We start from the raw sequence: 15334 nt of genomic DNA, 5'->3' as shown, positions 1-15334 counted from the left end.
GATAGGTCTAAATTATCAATCTGGACTGCATCAGAGTCTAAAAACCAAAATCCAGATCAATGTATAATTCAATTTTAAACTTTATTCATAATTTTAAACTGAAGGCAACCTATTTTAGGCAATCACAATCATTAACCCTTAACAATTAATCCTTAACCATTATAAGGTTTTGTAGGACTACAAATGGAAGATGCACATCCCAGTCTGGTTTGAAATTTTCCTGATTCATAAATCCTTTGGAATAATTTCCTAAAACGATATCTACGTCGCCATCACCATCATAATCATTCACATCCATACAAATCCATCTACCTTTATTGTCTATTGGAATGTGATGAGCTTTGAATTTTAAACCGGTTGTTGTTTCGTTTTCAAAATAGGTAAAAGTATCGTATGGCTTGGCTTTGAAATCTGCAAAGAAAGCGATTGTGGCAATATCAATGTCACCGTCTTTGTCAAAATCTGCTGCCATTGCTTTGGTGGCACCATTTAATGGGGAAAAATAAGATTTCTCAAAATGAAAATTCCCGTTGTTTCCATCTTTTTTGTTCAGGAAAACATAAAGTCCGTGATATGGCTTTAAAATTCTGGAATAATCACTGTTATCGCCTGCAGTATAAACTATATCCTGGCGACCGTCCTTGTTTACATCGACTAATTGAAAACTGCTGGATCCAAAAACGGGAGGGAAACGAAGAACGTTCTTTTCGATAAAGCCACCTTTTTTATTGTTAATAAATAACCAGATACCCTCATTTGCGTGGGCAAACAATGTCATAATATCAGGCCAGCCATCGTGATTAAAATCGGTAATAACAGATTGCGTGGAACCGGGTACTTCCCTGACGGATATTTTTTTGAAAGATTTATCCGGCAGCTGTTGTAAAATATACAATCCCCCAAAGTTATGCCCAAAACTGCAAACCAGATAATCGGTCAGCCCATCTTTATTAAAGTCCAGCACCCGGGTTTCTATTGGTCTTATCAGATCCTTTGCGATGTTGGTTTTAGTTATATCCCCGTTCTTTTGATTACTTAACCCAATGATATCACCCTTCGTATTATCCAGCGCACGCATCCCACCCATACATGTGATTATACGCTGGAAAGAACCTTCTTTTGGAAAAGTAATATCAACCGCAGAGGTTGATAAGGCTGTTACTAGCGACGGTTTTAAGACATTATTCCATTCGTATAATGCAGAATAATTCAGGCTGCTGCTAAATATTTTTTTGTTTTCAGGGTCAATACCAGTCATAATTGTGGCAGCGATCTGCGATGAGTCAGGATCAGGCGTTTTTAATTTGAAAACGGCCCAGTCATTTGTTTTTTCCAAAGCTTGTGCTGGTTCCAGTGAATCCGGAGCCAGCGTCTCATAATATCTGATGATTGATTGCCAGTCACGGATAGATAAAGTTGAATTCTTCTGAGGCAGATAAAAATTTCCCTGCAATACTTCAATACCAAAATGCTCTGCCATAGCCGGCATAATTCCTTCTCGCCATGTTTTTTTATCAAGAAGTGATGGTTCGGGAAACATGTGACAGCTGCCGCATCGCAGTTTTGCAAGTGCCTTACTTTGTGCCAGCGTATTGTCACCTACGTTGCGTTCACAGCCAGCCAAAAGGATTGAAATGAGAAAGAGAAACGTGTAATTATTTTTATAAAAACTGGTAATTATCATTTTTAAAAGTTCAGAATTATGCGGTATTAAATGTAAGAAAGAATGGTGTAACATTGACACTGTAATTATTTTTATATGAAATGTAACTTTAAGTTATTAAAATTTTATCGATTCAATAAACGGATCTTTTTTTGATAGATATATTTATATTTTTTCAATAAATAAAAATAATAATTGAAATAAGTAAAAAAGATGATTTAATAATTATAAATTTGGTTGTCCAATATTAATTAACCTAACAAGACCTATGAAAAAAATCTACGCGAGCTCCGTCCGGAGCTTAGTATGCTGTTTATTTCTGAGCTTTTCATCCATTCTCGTAATGGCCCAGGAACGCAAAATAAGCGGTAAAATCATCGATATGGCCGGAGGAGGAATACCAGGGGCTACGGTGGTATTGAAGGGTACACAACTTGGAACTAATACAACTGGTGAAGGGGATTTTACTATCAATGTAAGATCTAATACGGATGTACTGGTTATTAGCTTCGTTGGTTACAAAACCCAGGAAGTCAACGTTGGAAATCAAAGTATGATCACTATTAAAATGGAAGATGACGTATCCGCTTTGGAAGAAGTCATCGTAACAGGTTATACCGTTGATAGTCGCCGGGAGACAACAGGTGCTGTTTCAACCGTTAAATCCAAGGATTTGACAGCTTCACCTTCCGGAAACGTAGAGCAGCAGCTTCAGGGTAGAGTTGCGGGGGTAACGGTTATCACCAATGGTCAGCCAGGTACAACCAGCCAGATCCGCGTACGTGGTTTTGGTGCATTCGGTGGTAATGAGCCTTTGTATATTGTTGATGGTGTACCAACCGGTTCTACTGATTTCCTGAACCCGGATGATATTGAATCTACAACAGTTCTTAAAGATGCAGCAGCAGCTTCTATATATGGAGCGCGTGCAGCGAATGGTGTAATTGTTTACACCACTAAAAAAGGAACTAAAAAAGCGAAAAAATTAACAGTGACTTATGACGGTCTTGCAGGATTTACAACGCCGGGCAAAGGGCAGAGCATGTTGAATCCGCAGGAACAGGCTGACTGGACATGGCAGGCGGAACGCAACAATGGTTTTCAGGCCAATAAGGCTCCGGATTTTTCAAACATTGCAAGTGGTCAGTACGGAAACGGAAATACGCCGGTTTTGCCTGATTATATCAATGTTGGCGGAAAAACAGGCGTAATTGGTTCTCTTGATCTTGCAGCAGAAAAACTGAAATACAATGTTGACCCAACACGCGGTTCTATTTATCAGGTAGTAAAAGCGAATAAGCAAGGAACTGACTGGTACGATGCCATTACCCGTGTTGCACCTATTCAACGCCATTCACTAGGGTTTTCAGGTGGTTCGGAAACAAGTCGTTATTACACAGGATTCAGCATTCAGGATCAGCAGGGTATTCTTTCCAACAATGGTTTCAAACGTTATGCGTTCCGTGTGAACACAGAATTTGACGTTTTGAAAAACCTGAGAATCGGTCAGAATGCGCAGTTTACTTATCTGCAGGTGCTAGGCCAAAGCGGTGGCAGCGGTGGACAAGGTGTTTCGGCTGATGAAAATGATATTCTTTCTGCTTTCCGTATGCCTTCTATCATTCCGGTTTATGATGAGTTCGGTGGTTATGCAGGTACAGCGGCAAAGGGCTTTAACAATCCTCGTAATCCTGTTGCTTCCCGTGACGGACTTGCTAATAACAAAGGATTTTCCGGTCAGGGTTTTGGTAACTTCTATGCTGAACTTGACATCATTCATGGCTTAACCTTACGTTCAAGTCTTGGAGCGCAGTATACCACATACAGCAATAAAGGTTACAGCCGTTTGCAGTATGAAAACTCTGAGAATAACTCTGCTTTTGGTTACAACGAAGGTTCCGGTAACCGTTTGAGCTGGACACTTACTAATACTTTAAACTATAAAAAACAATTTGGACGTCATACCATTGATGTGATTGTTGGGCAGGAAGCCTTAAATACAGGTGCTGGTAAAAACCAGTCTTCATCAGGTTTGAACCCGTTCTCAACGGATATTAATTATATTAACATGACCAATGTCGGCTCCAAAATCACAAACAGTGATTATTATAAAGGAGTTAATTTCTACTCACTTTTCGCTCGTGCCAATTATGCGTTCAACGATAAATATATTTTAACAGGTGTTGTAAGACGTGACGGTTCGTCAAGATTTGGTTCAAACAATCGTTATGGTGTTTTCCCTGCATTCTCAGCAGCATGGCGCGTGTCATCTGAGGAATTCATGAAAAGTATCCCTTTCATTACAGAGCTTAAAATCCGTGGAGGTTACGGTTTGATGGGTAATTCAAATAACGTGGATCCAAATAACCAGTATAGTTTGTATGGAGCGAATATTGCAGAATCTGCATATGACCTTAACGGCACGAACACCAGCGCACTGGAAGGATATTATCGTACACGTATTGGAAATAAAAATGCGAAATGGGAAACCAGTATTACCAAAAACATTGGTATCGATGGAACATTCCTGAAAGGCAAACTGGATGTGATTATAGATCTATGGCAAAAAGATACCAAAGATTTGTTGTTCCAGGTGCCGGTTACAGCAACAGCTGGTTATAAAGCATCTGCACCTTCGGTTAACGTAGGTAAAATGTCAAATAAAGGTATCGATTTGCAGATCATCAATCGTGGAAAAGTAACGAATGACCTGGGTTATGAATTGAACTTTACTGCCGGTGTATTGAAAAATAATATCGAATCTCTGGCACCGGGTATCACTTATCTGTCATCTGTAAATCCAGGTTTCCGTGGAATTAACCCGATCAGAAACCAGATAGGTCACTCCATATCTTCTTTCTATGGTTATAAAGTTGTAGGCCTTTATGCGGACAAAGCAGAAGTTGATGCAGCACCAACGCAGGACGGAGCAGCTCCTGGCCGTTTCCGTTATGCAGATCTTAACAATGATGGTAAAATAGATGCAGACGACAGAACTTTCCTTGGAAGTCCGGTTCCGAAATTCACTGGTGGTATCAACATCAAATTAATGTATAAAGGATTCGATCTTGCTACTTACATGTATACTTCAATAGGTAACAAGATTTTTAACGTTTCAAAATGGTTTACTGATTTCTACCCGTCATTTACGGGTGCTGCGGTAAGTTCAAGAGTTAAAGATTCCTGGTTGCCAAACCACATGAACACGGATACCCCAATTTTTGAATCTGCTTCAAATTTTAGTACAAATACGCAATCAAACAGCTTTTATATAGAAAATGGTTCTTTCTTCCGTATGCAGAACATCACTTTGGGATACACGCTTCCAAGCCATATCCTGGGTCGTTTGAAAATGTCGAAACTAAGAGTTTACGCATCTACAAACAACTTGTTCACAGCTACCAAATACAAAGGGCTTGATCCGGGTGTAGGTGGTAATGCAGATACAAACTTCGGTATAGACGTAGGAAACTACCCGATAACAAGAAGCTGGACGTTCGGTGTAAATCTTGGGTTTTAAGACAAATTAGTTCCTTAAAATTTCTGAAAGAACCGGTATAAAGATTGGACTCAAAAATATTTATAAAATGAAAAATATTAGATCAAGAGGAATTTTAGCATTTGTATTTGCACTCATGCTGATAGGTTATTCCTGTAAAGAAAGCTTTTTAGAAGTACCTGCAACAGGTCAGCTGGATGAAGAACAGCTTTCTAATAAAAAGGGTCTGGAAGGTGTGCTCGTATCTGTTTATGGACAGCTTAACGGTCGTGCAAACCGTATGGCCAGTGCCAGTAACTGGGTTTGGGGAAGTATCCGTGGAGGTGATGCCAACAAAGGAACGGATCCGGGAGATTTCAGTGATATTAACCCGATTCAGCGTTATGCTTACATCACGAATCAGGGAGTAATTGCGGATAAATGGACGGGTTTATACGAAGGAGTTGCACGTGCCAATCTGGTGATGAAATTGATTGGTGTTGCCAAAGCAGATGTTACGGATGCTGACAAAAAAAGAATCGGAGGCGAAGCCAGGTTTTTAAGAGGTCATTACTATTTCGAATTGAAAAGAGGTTTTAACAATACACCATATGTTGACGAAACAGTCGATTATGGAACGGGTATTGAAAAGGTTTCTAACAATAAGGATCTTTGGCCGCTGATTGAAGCTGATATTAAATATGCCTACGATAATCTTCCTGAAACTCAGGATGCTGCGGGCCGCGTTAATAAATGGGCTGCTGCTGCATATCTTGCAAAAGTATATATGTATCAGAAAAAATTTACTGAGGCAAAAGCATTGTATGATTTAATCATCGCTGGCGGACAAACTACAAATGGTAAAAAATATGCTTTGGTACCACGTTTTCAGGATGCATTCAAAGCAAGTAACGATAACAACTCAGAATCTGTTTTTGCTATCCAGGCTGCTGCAAACACAGGAAGTGTAAATAACGCAAACCCTGAATTTGACCTTAACTGGCCATACAATGTGGGTCCTAATGGCCCTGGTAACTGTTGTAGTTTTTTCGCGCCGAGTTTTGAGTTAGGTAACTCTTTCCGTACTGACGCGACTGGACTTCCTCTTCTGGATGGTTCTTATAACACAGCAGGTAAAGAGCTGAAAACAGATATGGGATTGAAATCATCTGATCCGTTCACACCGGATGCAGGTCCGGTTGACCCACGTCTTGATCACTCGATCGGCCGCAGAGGTATTCCATATCTTGACTGGATTGAACACCCTGGAAATGACTGGATTCGTAATCAATCCAATGCTGGTCCTTACACAACCAAGAAATATGCTTATTACAGAACGGATATCGGTTCGTTGCAGGATAACAGTTCATGGACGCCAGGATACACCGCGATCAACGTAAATATCATACGTTATGCTGACGTACTTTTGATGGCGGCAGAAGCTGAGGTAGAAGTGGGATCTCTTGAAAAGGCGCGTGAATATGTGAACCTTGTTCGTGCGCGTGCTGCCAATCCGGCTAGTTTTGTAAAACGTTCAACTGGCGAAAATGCTGCGAATTATGTAATTGATATATATAAAACAGCCTTTGCAAGTAAAGAAGCTGCGCGCACTGCCGTACGTTTTGAAAGAAAACTGGAATTGTCAGGAGAAGGTCACCGTTTCTTTGATCTTGTAAGATGGGGTACTGCTGCGACAGAGCTTAATGCATACCTTAATTATGAAAGCCAAAAATTAAGCGGTGCACTGGGAGGATCGAAATTCACCGCTAACAAAAATGAATATTTACCTCTGCCACAAGATCAGGTTGACCTTATTGGTAAGGATATCCTGATCCAGAATCCTGGATATTAATTGAAGGGGATTTTTTTAAATAAAACAAAGGAGGTGGTATTCAAATGCCATCTCCTTTTGTTAATTTCAGCAAATGCTAATCTGTCTTTTTTCTGCTAAATAATGATGTCTGCGAGAAATTTACTCCTCTTTACAATTGCCGTTCTTCTGTTAACTTCCTGTAAAAAAGAACTAAAAACATTTACTCTTTTAAACAGCGACGAAACCGGTATCACGTTTTCAAACCGGATTGCTGAGAATGATACGATGAACATTTTATCCTTTGAGTACGTCTACAACGGTGGTGGAGTCGCGCTGGGTGATTTTAATAATGACAGTCTTCCGGATGTATATTTTACAGGCAATTCAGTTGATAATAAACTATATCTGAATAAAGGTACAGACGATGGAAACCTCCGTTTTGAAGATGTTACAAAAAAAGCAGGTGTTGCAGCCGAAAACAAGTGGTCGTCCGGAGTGGCTTTGATCGACATTAATAATGACGGATTGCTTGATATTTATGTTTGCTCCACGGTAAGAAAAGTGGCCAGGGAAAGAGAAAACCTGCTTTATGTAAATCAGGGTTTTGGAAAAGATAAAATACCTGTTTTTAAAGAAATGGGTAAAGAATATGGTATTGCCGATACAACGCATACCACCAACGCTGCATTTTTAGACTATGATAATGATGGTGATCTGGATCTTTTTCTTGTTGTTAATGAAATGGATGACAATAATTTTCCAAACAAATTTCATGAAAAGATTAGGGATGGATCTTCAAAAAGAACAGACAGACTTTACCGCAATGACTGGGACGCGGCAAAGGGCCATCCGTTTTTTACAAATGTTTCCAAAGAATCAGGGATACTGATAGAAGGTTATGGTCTGGGTGTAAATGTCACAGATGTTAACCAGGATGGCTGGAAAGATATTTACGTTACAAATGATTATCTAACAAATGATCTTCTATACATCAATAACGGAAAAGACGCCAGCGGGAAGCATTTAGGATTTACAGATATGGCTGATGTCTCTTTCAAACACACGTCTCATTCAGCAATGGGTAATGACATTGCCGATATTAACAACGATGGACTTCCTGATATTGTAGCACTCGATATGATGCCGGCGACTAATTTCAGAAAGAAGATGATGACGCCTGCCAGCAGTTATATTACCTATCAGAATTACGAATTATACAAATATCAATATCAGGTTGCCCGCAATACTTTGCAGCTGAATCTGGGTAAAGCAAAGAAAACAGACAAGTATTCTGTTTTTAGTGAGATCGGGCTGCTTAGCGGAGTTGCTGAGACGGATTGGAGCTGGACGCCCATGGTTACCGATTTTGATAATGATGGTTTCAGGGATATGATCATTACAAATGGTTTTCCGAGAGATATTACTGATATGGATTTCATCGCTTATCGTAATGAGGTTGGAAATGTGATGAGTAAAATGATGATGCTCGATTATATTCCTTCGGTGAAGATCAAGAACTTTGCTTATAAAAATAAAGGCAATCTCCATTTTGAAGATGTTACGGAGTCATGGGGAATTGAGCTTCCCAGCTTTTCTAATGGAGCTGCTTACGCTGATTTGGACAATGACGGGGATCTTGATTATGTGATCAATAACATCAATGATTCCGCTTTTGTGTATCGCAACAACTCCATTCAGCTAAAACCGGAAGAAAGTAATTATTTGCGTATCCAGTTCAAAGGAGAAAGATATAATGGAAAAGGGATAGGAGCCATTGCTGAAATATCATACGGAGAAAATCAAAAACAGTATTCGGAAAACTCGCCCTATCGTGGTTACTTATCAACGATAGAGCCGGTTACGCATTTTGGATTGGGTAAAAATAAAGCAGTAGAAAAACTGGTAATTACATGGCCTGGCGGCAAAAGCCAGATATTAAAAAACGTCAAAGCCAATCAGGTAATTACAGTTTATGAAAAGGATGCAAAAGAAAATGTGTCGCCAGTTGATCAGAAACCTGCGGAAAGCGGATACCTGAAAGATATTACCTCATCACTTCATCTGAATTATAAACATGAAGAGCAGGATAATATTGATTTCAATGTTCAAAAATTACTTCCGCACAAACTGTCACAATACGGTCCGGCACTTGCTGTTGGTGATGTCAATGGCGACAAACTGGATGACGTTTTTATTGGAGGTGCGATGTTTCATAAAGGCAGATTTCTTATACAGCAGGTAAACGGACAGTTTAAGACCGCGGATTTGCTTCCTGGTGCAGATGGCCCGCCTAAAAATTCAGAAGATATGGGCGTTCTGTTATTTGACGTAGACCTGGACGGAGATCTGGATCTGTATATTGTCAGTGGCAGTTATGAGATGCAGGCCAATTCGGAAGCTTTGCAGGACCGGCTCTATATTAATGATGGAAAGGGGAAATTTTCTCAAAATACAACAGCACTTCCAAAGTTCTTGAAAAGTGGTTCGTGTGTAAAAGCTGCTGATTATGACCGGGACGGAGATCTTGACCTTTTTGTTGGGGGAAGGGTTGAGCCTGGTGCTTATCCGAAATCGGTTTCCAGTTATATTTTGCGAAATGATTCCTCAAATGGACAGGCAAAATTTAAAGATGTTACTTCCGAAATCGCGCCGGATCTGGTGAATATCGGTCTTGTTTGTGACGTGCTCTGGACGGATTTTGATAACGACGGCTGGGTTGATCTGATGGCGGCCGGCGAATGGATGCCGCTGACTTTTTTCAAAAATGAGAAAGGTAAATTTAAAAAGCATACCTCTGGCCTTGAAAATCAGAAAGGGTTATGGAGCACACTGACTACCGGAGATTTTGACAACGACGGTGATATGGATTACCTGGCCGGAAATCTTGGATTAAATTCTTTAAACAGAGCCAATGATCAGCAACCAATTGGGATATATGCAAAAGATTTTAACAAAGATGGATTCTATGACGCCATACCAACCGTTTTCTATAAGGGCAAAGATAATACTTATAAGGAATTCCCATACAATACGCGCGATGAAATGGGGAAACAGATTATCCAGGTCAGGCAGCGTTTTCAGGAATATGGGAAATTCTCTGATGTAGGTATTAAAGACATTTTCAAACCGGAAGAATTAAAAGACGCGCTGGTATTAAAGGCGAACTGGCTTAAAAGCAGTTATGTTGAAAACCTTGGGGGCGGCAAGTTCAAAATGCATGAATTACCTGTTGAGGCCCAGTTTGCACCCATTTTTGGTATGGTGACGGAAGATGTAGATGGGGATGGAAATCTGGATGTGATTTTATGTGGAAATGATTTTGGTTCAGATGTTTCGAACGGAAGATACGATGCGCTTAATGGGCTGATATTGAAGGGAACCGGCAAAGGTGGATTTAAATCGCTGAATTTTGCAAATGGTGGTTATGCTGTCACAGGAAATGCAAAAGCAATGGTTAGGTTATCCGGGATGAATGATAAAGTTCTTTCAATCACATCGCAAAACAGGGATTCTCTTAGATTTCATGAAATGCAGCGCATAACAAAAGCTTATCCGGTTTCTACATTGGAAAATACAGCCCTTTTGAAACTAAGAAATGGTAAATCCAGACGGGAGGAATTGAACTACGGCTCATCCTTTTTATCACAATCAACACATAAGTTGCTCTTGCCGGATTATATTTTGAGTGCAGAAGTGATAAATTCCAAAGGAGTGAAGAGGAAAATCAGATAATTAAGATTGATTTTGAATGCAAAAGAGCAATTGCCTCAGGGTGATTGCTCTTTTTTTGTACCAACATCGGAATAGTATTGAATCGTTAGCTTAGGATTTCATGAAAAATAGATCATTCTCCAGATATACTTGCACTAATCAAAATCAGGATGTAAAGATCATTTCCTGCCAAATTTTCTTTTAAAGTCTATAAGATTAATATTTATTGGAATAATACAACGAGTGTTTAATTTTCCGATAAAATACTATTGTCAAATTTTAAACTACTTGTTGCACTTTTTGTATAAACATATAATTATTTCAATATTAACATAGAATCAAAATTGGAATTTTCTAATATGAAAACCTTGCTATTGACTTATATTAAGATTGTTACCTACCTTTGACATATCAAAAGCAAACGAATAGCCGCTTTTAGATTATTGGAGTAGAAATTGAATATTAATTTAACTATATCTGTAAAGTACAATTCTTAACAGAAAGATTAAACAACATAAAATTAAAGAGATCATGAAAAAAACAATCTTAGCAATCGCAGTTTTGGTGGGAGTATCAACTGCAAGTTTTTCTTACGCAAACGAAAAAAACAATAACAATTCAGCAGCTGCAATTGAACTGGTTTCTGGTGACAACGTAACTTTCCGTTTGAAACTTGACAGCGTAAAAGAAAAATCTTCTGTAATTATCAAAGACGATTTCGGAACTGTACTTTATAGCTCTGCAATTCCTAAGTCTGAAAACTACTCGAAAGTATTTGACCTTTCTAATTTGATGGATGGCAGCTATACTTTCATCGTGAACAACGGTTCAGAAATCACTGAAAAACCTTTCGTTATCGCTACTGAAACTAAACGTTTGGTAACAGCGGTTAAATAAGGAATACAAGTTTTAGTAAAGAAAAAGGAGAATAACGTTCGCGTTGTTCTCCTTTTTCTTTGTTAGGTAGTTGCTAATGAATTAGCTGTGATTCCTTGAATTAAAGCCATGCGCTACATTATCAGTATGCATTCGAGGAGATGTTGATAAATATAATCGTTCATGCCTTTGGCTTAGTTCGGAATATTTGTGATTAAGAAATCTGATAACGCCATTAACAATCCAAATTCAATTTTACAATCCTGTTGGTAAGATTGACATGGGCTGGGTGTAATCCTGTGACAATGATAGCATGATAAAAACATCAAAATAAAGCCGTTGTCATGATAAACATAACAACGGCTATTAAATTAAACCAAAATTATTATAATTTAAATATCACTCCGAAATTGACATTTCCTTGCACAAAGAAGAAATGCTGCGCAGCTCTGTCATCAGTAAAATGTGTGGTTAAGATATTCGGCATGTTGATATATCCGCCTTTTGCCTCGGCCTGGATAAAAAGATGCTTGAAAAAAGTAACGTTAAGTCCTGTCACCAAATCGATTCCATAACCTGCGACATGCCATTGATCATTTTCTTCATACTTAAGCAAGGCAACGTCTGACTTTGGATAAAGAACACCGGCACCAATTCCTTCAATTACATTAATATCAATATTTTTAATTTTCAATGATCTTTGATCGAAAAGATTATCCATTCTCCTTAATTCAAGATTCAGATAATTTAATCCATTGGTGTGTTCAAATCTCAGGAAATTCGGCGTAAGCTGTATAGGGACATTGTTATAATTTTTGTCATATTCCGTTCCGGTGCCGGCAATGTCTCCGTTGATTTTAACAACCTGATCCTGCTTCATTACATATTTCATATGGTCGAAGCCGAAGGAAAGGCTGTACTTGGAATTGAAATAATATCCAATTCTAAAATTGTACTGGGGAATTGTAATTTTTGAAGGATTGAAATAACGTAAAGAAAATCCGGTCTGGCGATCTTTTGCCACAACATCTTTCAAGGTAAAGTTATAATTGTTTCCTTTAAAATGAATATCGGATTTTGTGTAAGCACTTTGATTCCAGCCCCATGAAATAAATATTTTACCTTTTTGATTATGAGCCTTTGCAAAGTCATAGGTTTGAGAATACGCGAAAAATGCCTGCATAATAAATATGCTGATCAGGGATAATTTTTTCATAAAATACTGATAGAGAGATATTTACTAAAACAAATACACCGAACGGAATCTGTGTAACTGTATTATTTATTAATGTTTAAATGATATTTTTCAAAATTAAGTTCATCACTATACGATGTAATTGAACTATACGTCAAATTTAGAAAGATTGTATTTATTTATGTAACCGGGAATCTTTGTTTTGGAGCAATAACAGGAAATATTAACATTTTTAATCTTTTTCTAATCTGTATCCGATACACCTGAATGAGACCCTTAGACCCATAAAAGAGAAAACCGCCGCAGAAGTAAATTCTGCGACGGTTTTATTGTTGATTGCCTACTTGTACTAATACTTCATCACCTGTTTATCTTCACTGCTTTTGAAAGAAAGATCAATTACCCGGCAAGTTCTGAGAATTTCTTCCGGTTTAACCGCGAGTTCCGCACCTTCTACAATAGCATCATAAACATTATCGTAAAAAGGCATGTAATCTCCCGCCTCACTTTCAATAATTCCAGTCTGATCGGCAGAAGATAAGGTTCCCCAACGATTTTCTGGCTCCACACCCCAGGGCTTTTCGTCTGGTAAAATATTTTTACGCAATGTTTCTTCCTGAGGATCAAGACCACCCTTAATAAAGGAACCTTTGGTGCCGTGAATGGTATAACGAAGGAAGTTTTCATAAACCATCAGGCTCGATTTTAAAACAACCATTTTATCGGCATAACCTAATCTGACATCAAAATAATCGTCAATTTCACTATTTGGACGAACACTGCGCACCTCGGCCGTTACTGTTTCCGGTGTACCAAATAAGGTAAGCGCCTGATCAAGCAGGTGCGGCCCCAGATTATATAAATTTCCGCCGACATTGACCTTTTTCTCCTTCCATGATTCTGTCGGTACAACGGGCCGGAAACGATCATAACGGCATTCATATTCGATAACATCACCAAGTTTTCCTTCGGCAAGTAATTTTTTGATCGTTAAAAAATCAGAATCCCAGCGACGATTTTGATAGGCTGTCAGGATTAAACCTTTTTCCTTTGCAAGTTCCACCAACTGTTTTGCTTCGTGTTCTGTTGCGGCAAAAGGCTTTTCAATGACTACATGTTTGCCGTTTTCCAGCGCGTCCATTGCGTACTGAAAGTGCGTATCATTGGGTGTACATATAAAAACAAGATCGATTTCCGGGTCACTCAAAAGCTCGTCAATAGAGCGGGCGTTTTCTATGGAAGCGTCAAATTCCTGTGCTTCATTTTTGCTTCTTTCAACAGCGGTTTTTAATTTAAAACGGGGATTGACTGAAAGAAAAGGCGCGTGGAAATACCGGCCGGAAAGCCCAAAGCCGATAAGACCAACTTTAAGAATTTTAGAAGACATAATAAATGGAATAGATAAATGATAAATGAAGGAATTGGCCGGGCTAATTCCATTTAATAATTCTTGGTGCAAAGTTAACGGGTAGAGGTCAAAATGGAACAGGATTTTCAGAATGATATTGATGATATTATGCCTGCTCCCACAATTCTTTCACCTTTAATAAATCTCTTTTCATCGCATCAAAAACAACTTTTGGTGCGACCGTAATTTTATCCGCTCCCTGATCTGCTCCGCCCAGGGGATATTCAAGGTGAAGGCAAACCGGAGCCTGAATATTATTGTCTTTCAGTAATTTGAAATACGTTTTAAAGTCAATCATACCTTCTCCAAGCGGTACGTTTTTTGGTCCCCATTTGCCATTGGTTTTTTCCCACATAAAATCTTTCAAAACAATTGTCTTGATGCTTGGTTTTATCAATTCATACCCGGTTTGCCAGGAGAGTCCGCCTTCCAGCGTGGCGTGTCTGATATCATATTGGGCTCCCATATGGCTCAAATCTGCGTTTTTAAGTAATTCCCAGATTTCAAACAACGATGCGCCAACCATCCTTCCCGCATGATTTTGATAACATCCAGTAATACCAAGTTTTGTATTTAACTGGCTCAAAGCCATCACCTTATTCTGGTACTCATCAAGCGATTGTGGTATTGTTTTTTGGTCGTTGTATTTATACCAGTTCATGCGGTAATACTTAATCCCTTGCGCAGCAGCAACTTCCAGTACTTTTTTATCCAGGGGATTATTCACATCTTCAACAGCCGTAGCCATCAGTAACGGCGAAAAGCCTGCCTTTTTCATCGCTTCAACTGCGAGTGGAAGATCATTTTCAACACGTTCAGGCAATACATGTCCTTTTGGCCGGACTGTCAGATCTATTCCATCAAAACCAATTTCTCTGGCTGCATCGGCCATATCATTATAGTTCAAAAACTGCAAATGTTTTGAAAAAATATTGATTTTTGGAATGTTAGGTGCCGCCGTAATATTTTTGGAAAATACCTCGGGTGTTAGCAGGGGAACCAGGCTTCCGGCAAGAGCAGTATTGATCAGAAAGTTTCTTCGGGACAATGCGTTTGGCATAATTCGGTATTTTGATTGACTGCTTTGATAAAAGAAAAATGCGGAATCATTGATACTATTAAGGAGACGAACATTGAATCTTACTACCCGTATTAACAGTCCGCCAGAAGTGATAAATTGTATTGACGAC

General features: G+C 38.9%; 8 protein-coding genes. 4 read left to right on the top strand and 4 right to left on the bottom strand.

From position 1 onward, the window contains the following. Positions 1–145: 145 nt before the first annotated feature. The gene (locus tag LXL81_RS16620; RefSeq protein WP_234647917.1) at positions 146–1684 is read right to left on the bottom strand and encodes an FG-GAP-like repeat-containing protein; all 1539 of its coding nucleotides are present in this window, start codon (positions 1682–1684) and stop codon (positions 146–148) included. Between the two features lie 247 nt (positions 1685–1931). Between LXL81_RS16620 and LXL81_RS16615 the strand changes: the two genes are divergently transcribed. From LXL81_RS16615 to LXL81_RS16600, 4 genes are all read left to right on the top strand, one after another. Next, a complete protein-coding gene (locus LXL81_RS16615) occupies positions 1932–5183 on the top strand; it encodes a SusC/RagA family TonB-linked outer membrane protein (protein WP_409013912.1) in 3252 nt (1083 codons plus the stop codon). A 67-nt stretch (positions 5184–5250) separates the two neighbouring features. Beyond that, positions 5251–6993, top strand: a complete 1743-nt coding sequence (locus LXL81_RS16610; protein ID WP_234647916.1) for a RagB/SusD family nutrient uptake outer membrane protein — start codon at positions 5251–5253, stop codon at positions 6991–6993. A gap of 102 nt (positions 6994–7095) precedes the next feature. Further along, positions 7096–10686, top strand: a complete 3591-nt coding sequence (locus LXL81_RS16605; protein WP_310589592.1) for a VCBS repeat-containing protein — start codon at positions 7096–7098, stop codon at positions 10684–10686. Between the two features lie 510 nt (positions 10687–11196). Then, entirely contained in the window at positions 11197–11562 is a 366-nt protein-coding gene (locus tag LXL81_RS16600) for a hypothetical protein (protein WP_234647915.1), read from the top strand. Between the two features lie 364 nt (positions 11563–11926). Here LXL81_RS16600 and LXL81_RS16595 read toward each other — a convergent pair whose 3' ends face one another. From LXL81_RS16595 to LXL81_RS16585, 3 genes are all read right to left on the bottom strand, one after another. After that, a complete protein-coding gene (locus LXL81_RS16595) occupies positions 11927–12757 on the bottom strand; it encodes a hypothetical protein (protein WP_234647914.1) in 831 nt (276 codons plus the stop codon). A 328-nt stretch (positions 12758–13085) separates the two neighbouring features. Next, on the bottom strand, positions 13086–14123 hold the full coding sequence (locus LXL81_RS16590) for a Gfo/Idh/MocA family oxidoreductase (protein ID WP_234647913.1): 1038 nt from the start codon (positions 14121–14123) through the stop codon (positions 13086–13088). A 127-nt stretch (positions 14124–14250) separates the two neighbouring features. Then, positions 14251–15204 carry a sugar phosphate isomerase/epimerase gene (locus tag LXL81_RS16585; protein ID WP_234647912.1) on the bottom strand — a complete coding sequence of 318 codons (954 nt, stop codon included), beginning with the start codon at positions 15202–15204 and terminating at the stop codon, positions 14251–14253. Positions 15205–15334: the final 130 nt, after the last annotated feature.

This window comes from Dyadobacter sp. CY356, from assembly GCF_021440195.1.
Taxonomy (GTDB): Bacteria; Bacteroidota; Bacteroidia; order Cytophagales; family Spirosomataceae; genus Dyadobacter.
Note: the sequence above shows the minus strand (reverse complement) of the source record. Positions and strands in the feature narration are given on the sequence as shown.

Coding starts and splice junctions, on each gene's coding strand:
- LXL81_RS16620 (WP_234647917.1), bottom strand. CDS start 1,684: ATGATAATTACCAGTTTTTATAAAAATAATTACACGTTTCTCTTTCTC.
- LXL81_RS16615 (WP_409013912.1), top strand. CDS start 1,932: ATGAAAAAAATCTACGCGAGCTCCGTCCGGAGCTTAGTATGCTGTTTA.
- LXL81_RS16610 (WP_234647916.1), top strand. CDS start 5,251: ATGAAAAATATTAGATCAAGAGGAATTTTAGCATTTGTATTTGCACTC.
- LXL81_RS16605 (WP_310589592.1), top strand. CDS start 7,096: ATGATGTCTGCGAGAAATTTACTCCTCTTTACAATTGCCGTTCTTCTG.
- LXL81_RS16600 (WP_234647915.1), top strand. CDS start 11,197: ATGAAAAAAACAATCTTAGCAATCGCAGTTTTGGTGGGAGTATCAACT.
- LXL81_RS16595 (WP_234647914.1), bottom strand. CDS start 12,757: ATGAAAAAATTATCCCTGATCAGCATATTTATTATGCAGGCATTTTTC.
- LXL81_RS16590 (WP_234647913.1), bottom strand. CDS start 14,123: ATGTCTTCTAAAATTCTTAAAGTTGGTCTTATCGGCTTTGGGCTTTCC.
- LXL81_RS16585 (WP_234647912.1), bottom strand. CDS start 15,204: ATGCCAAACGCATTGTCCCGAAGAAACTTTCTGATCAATACTGCTCTT.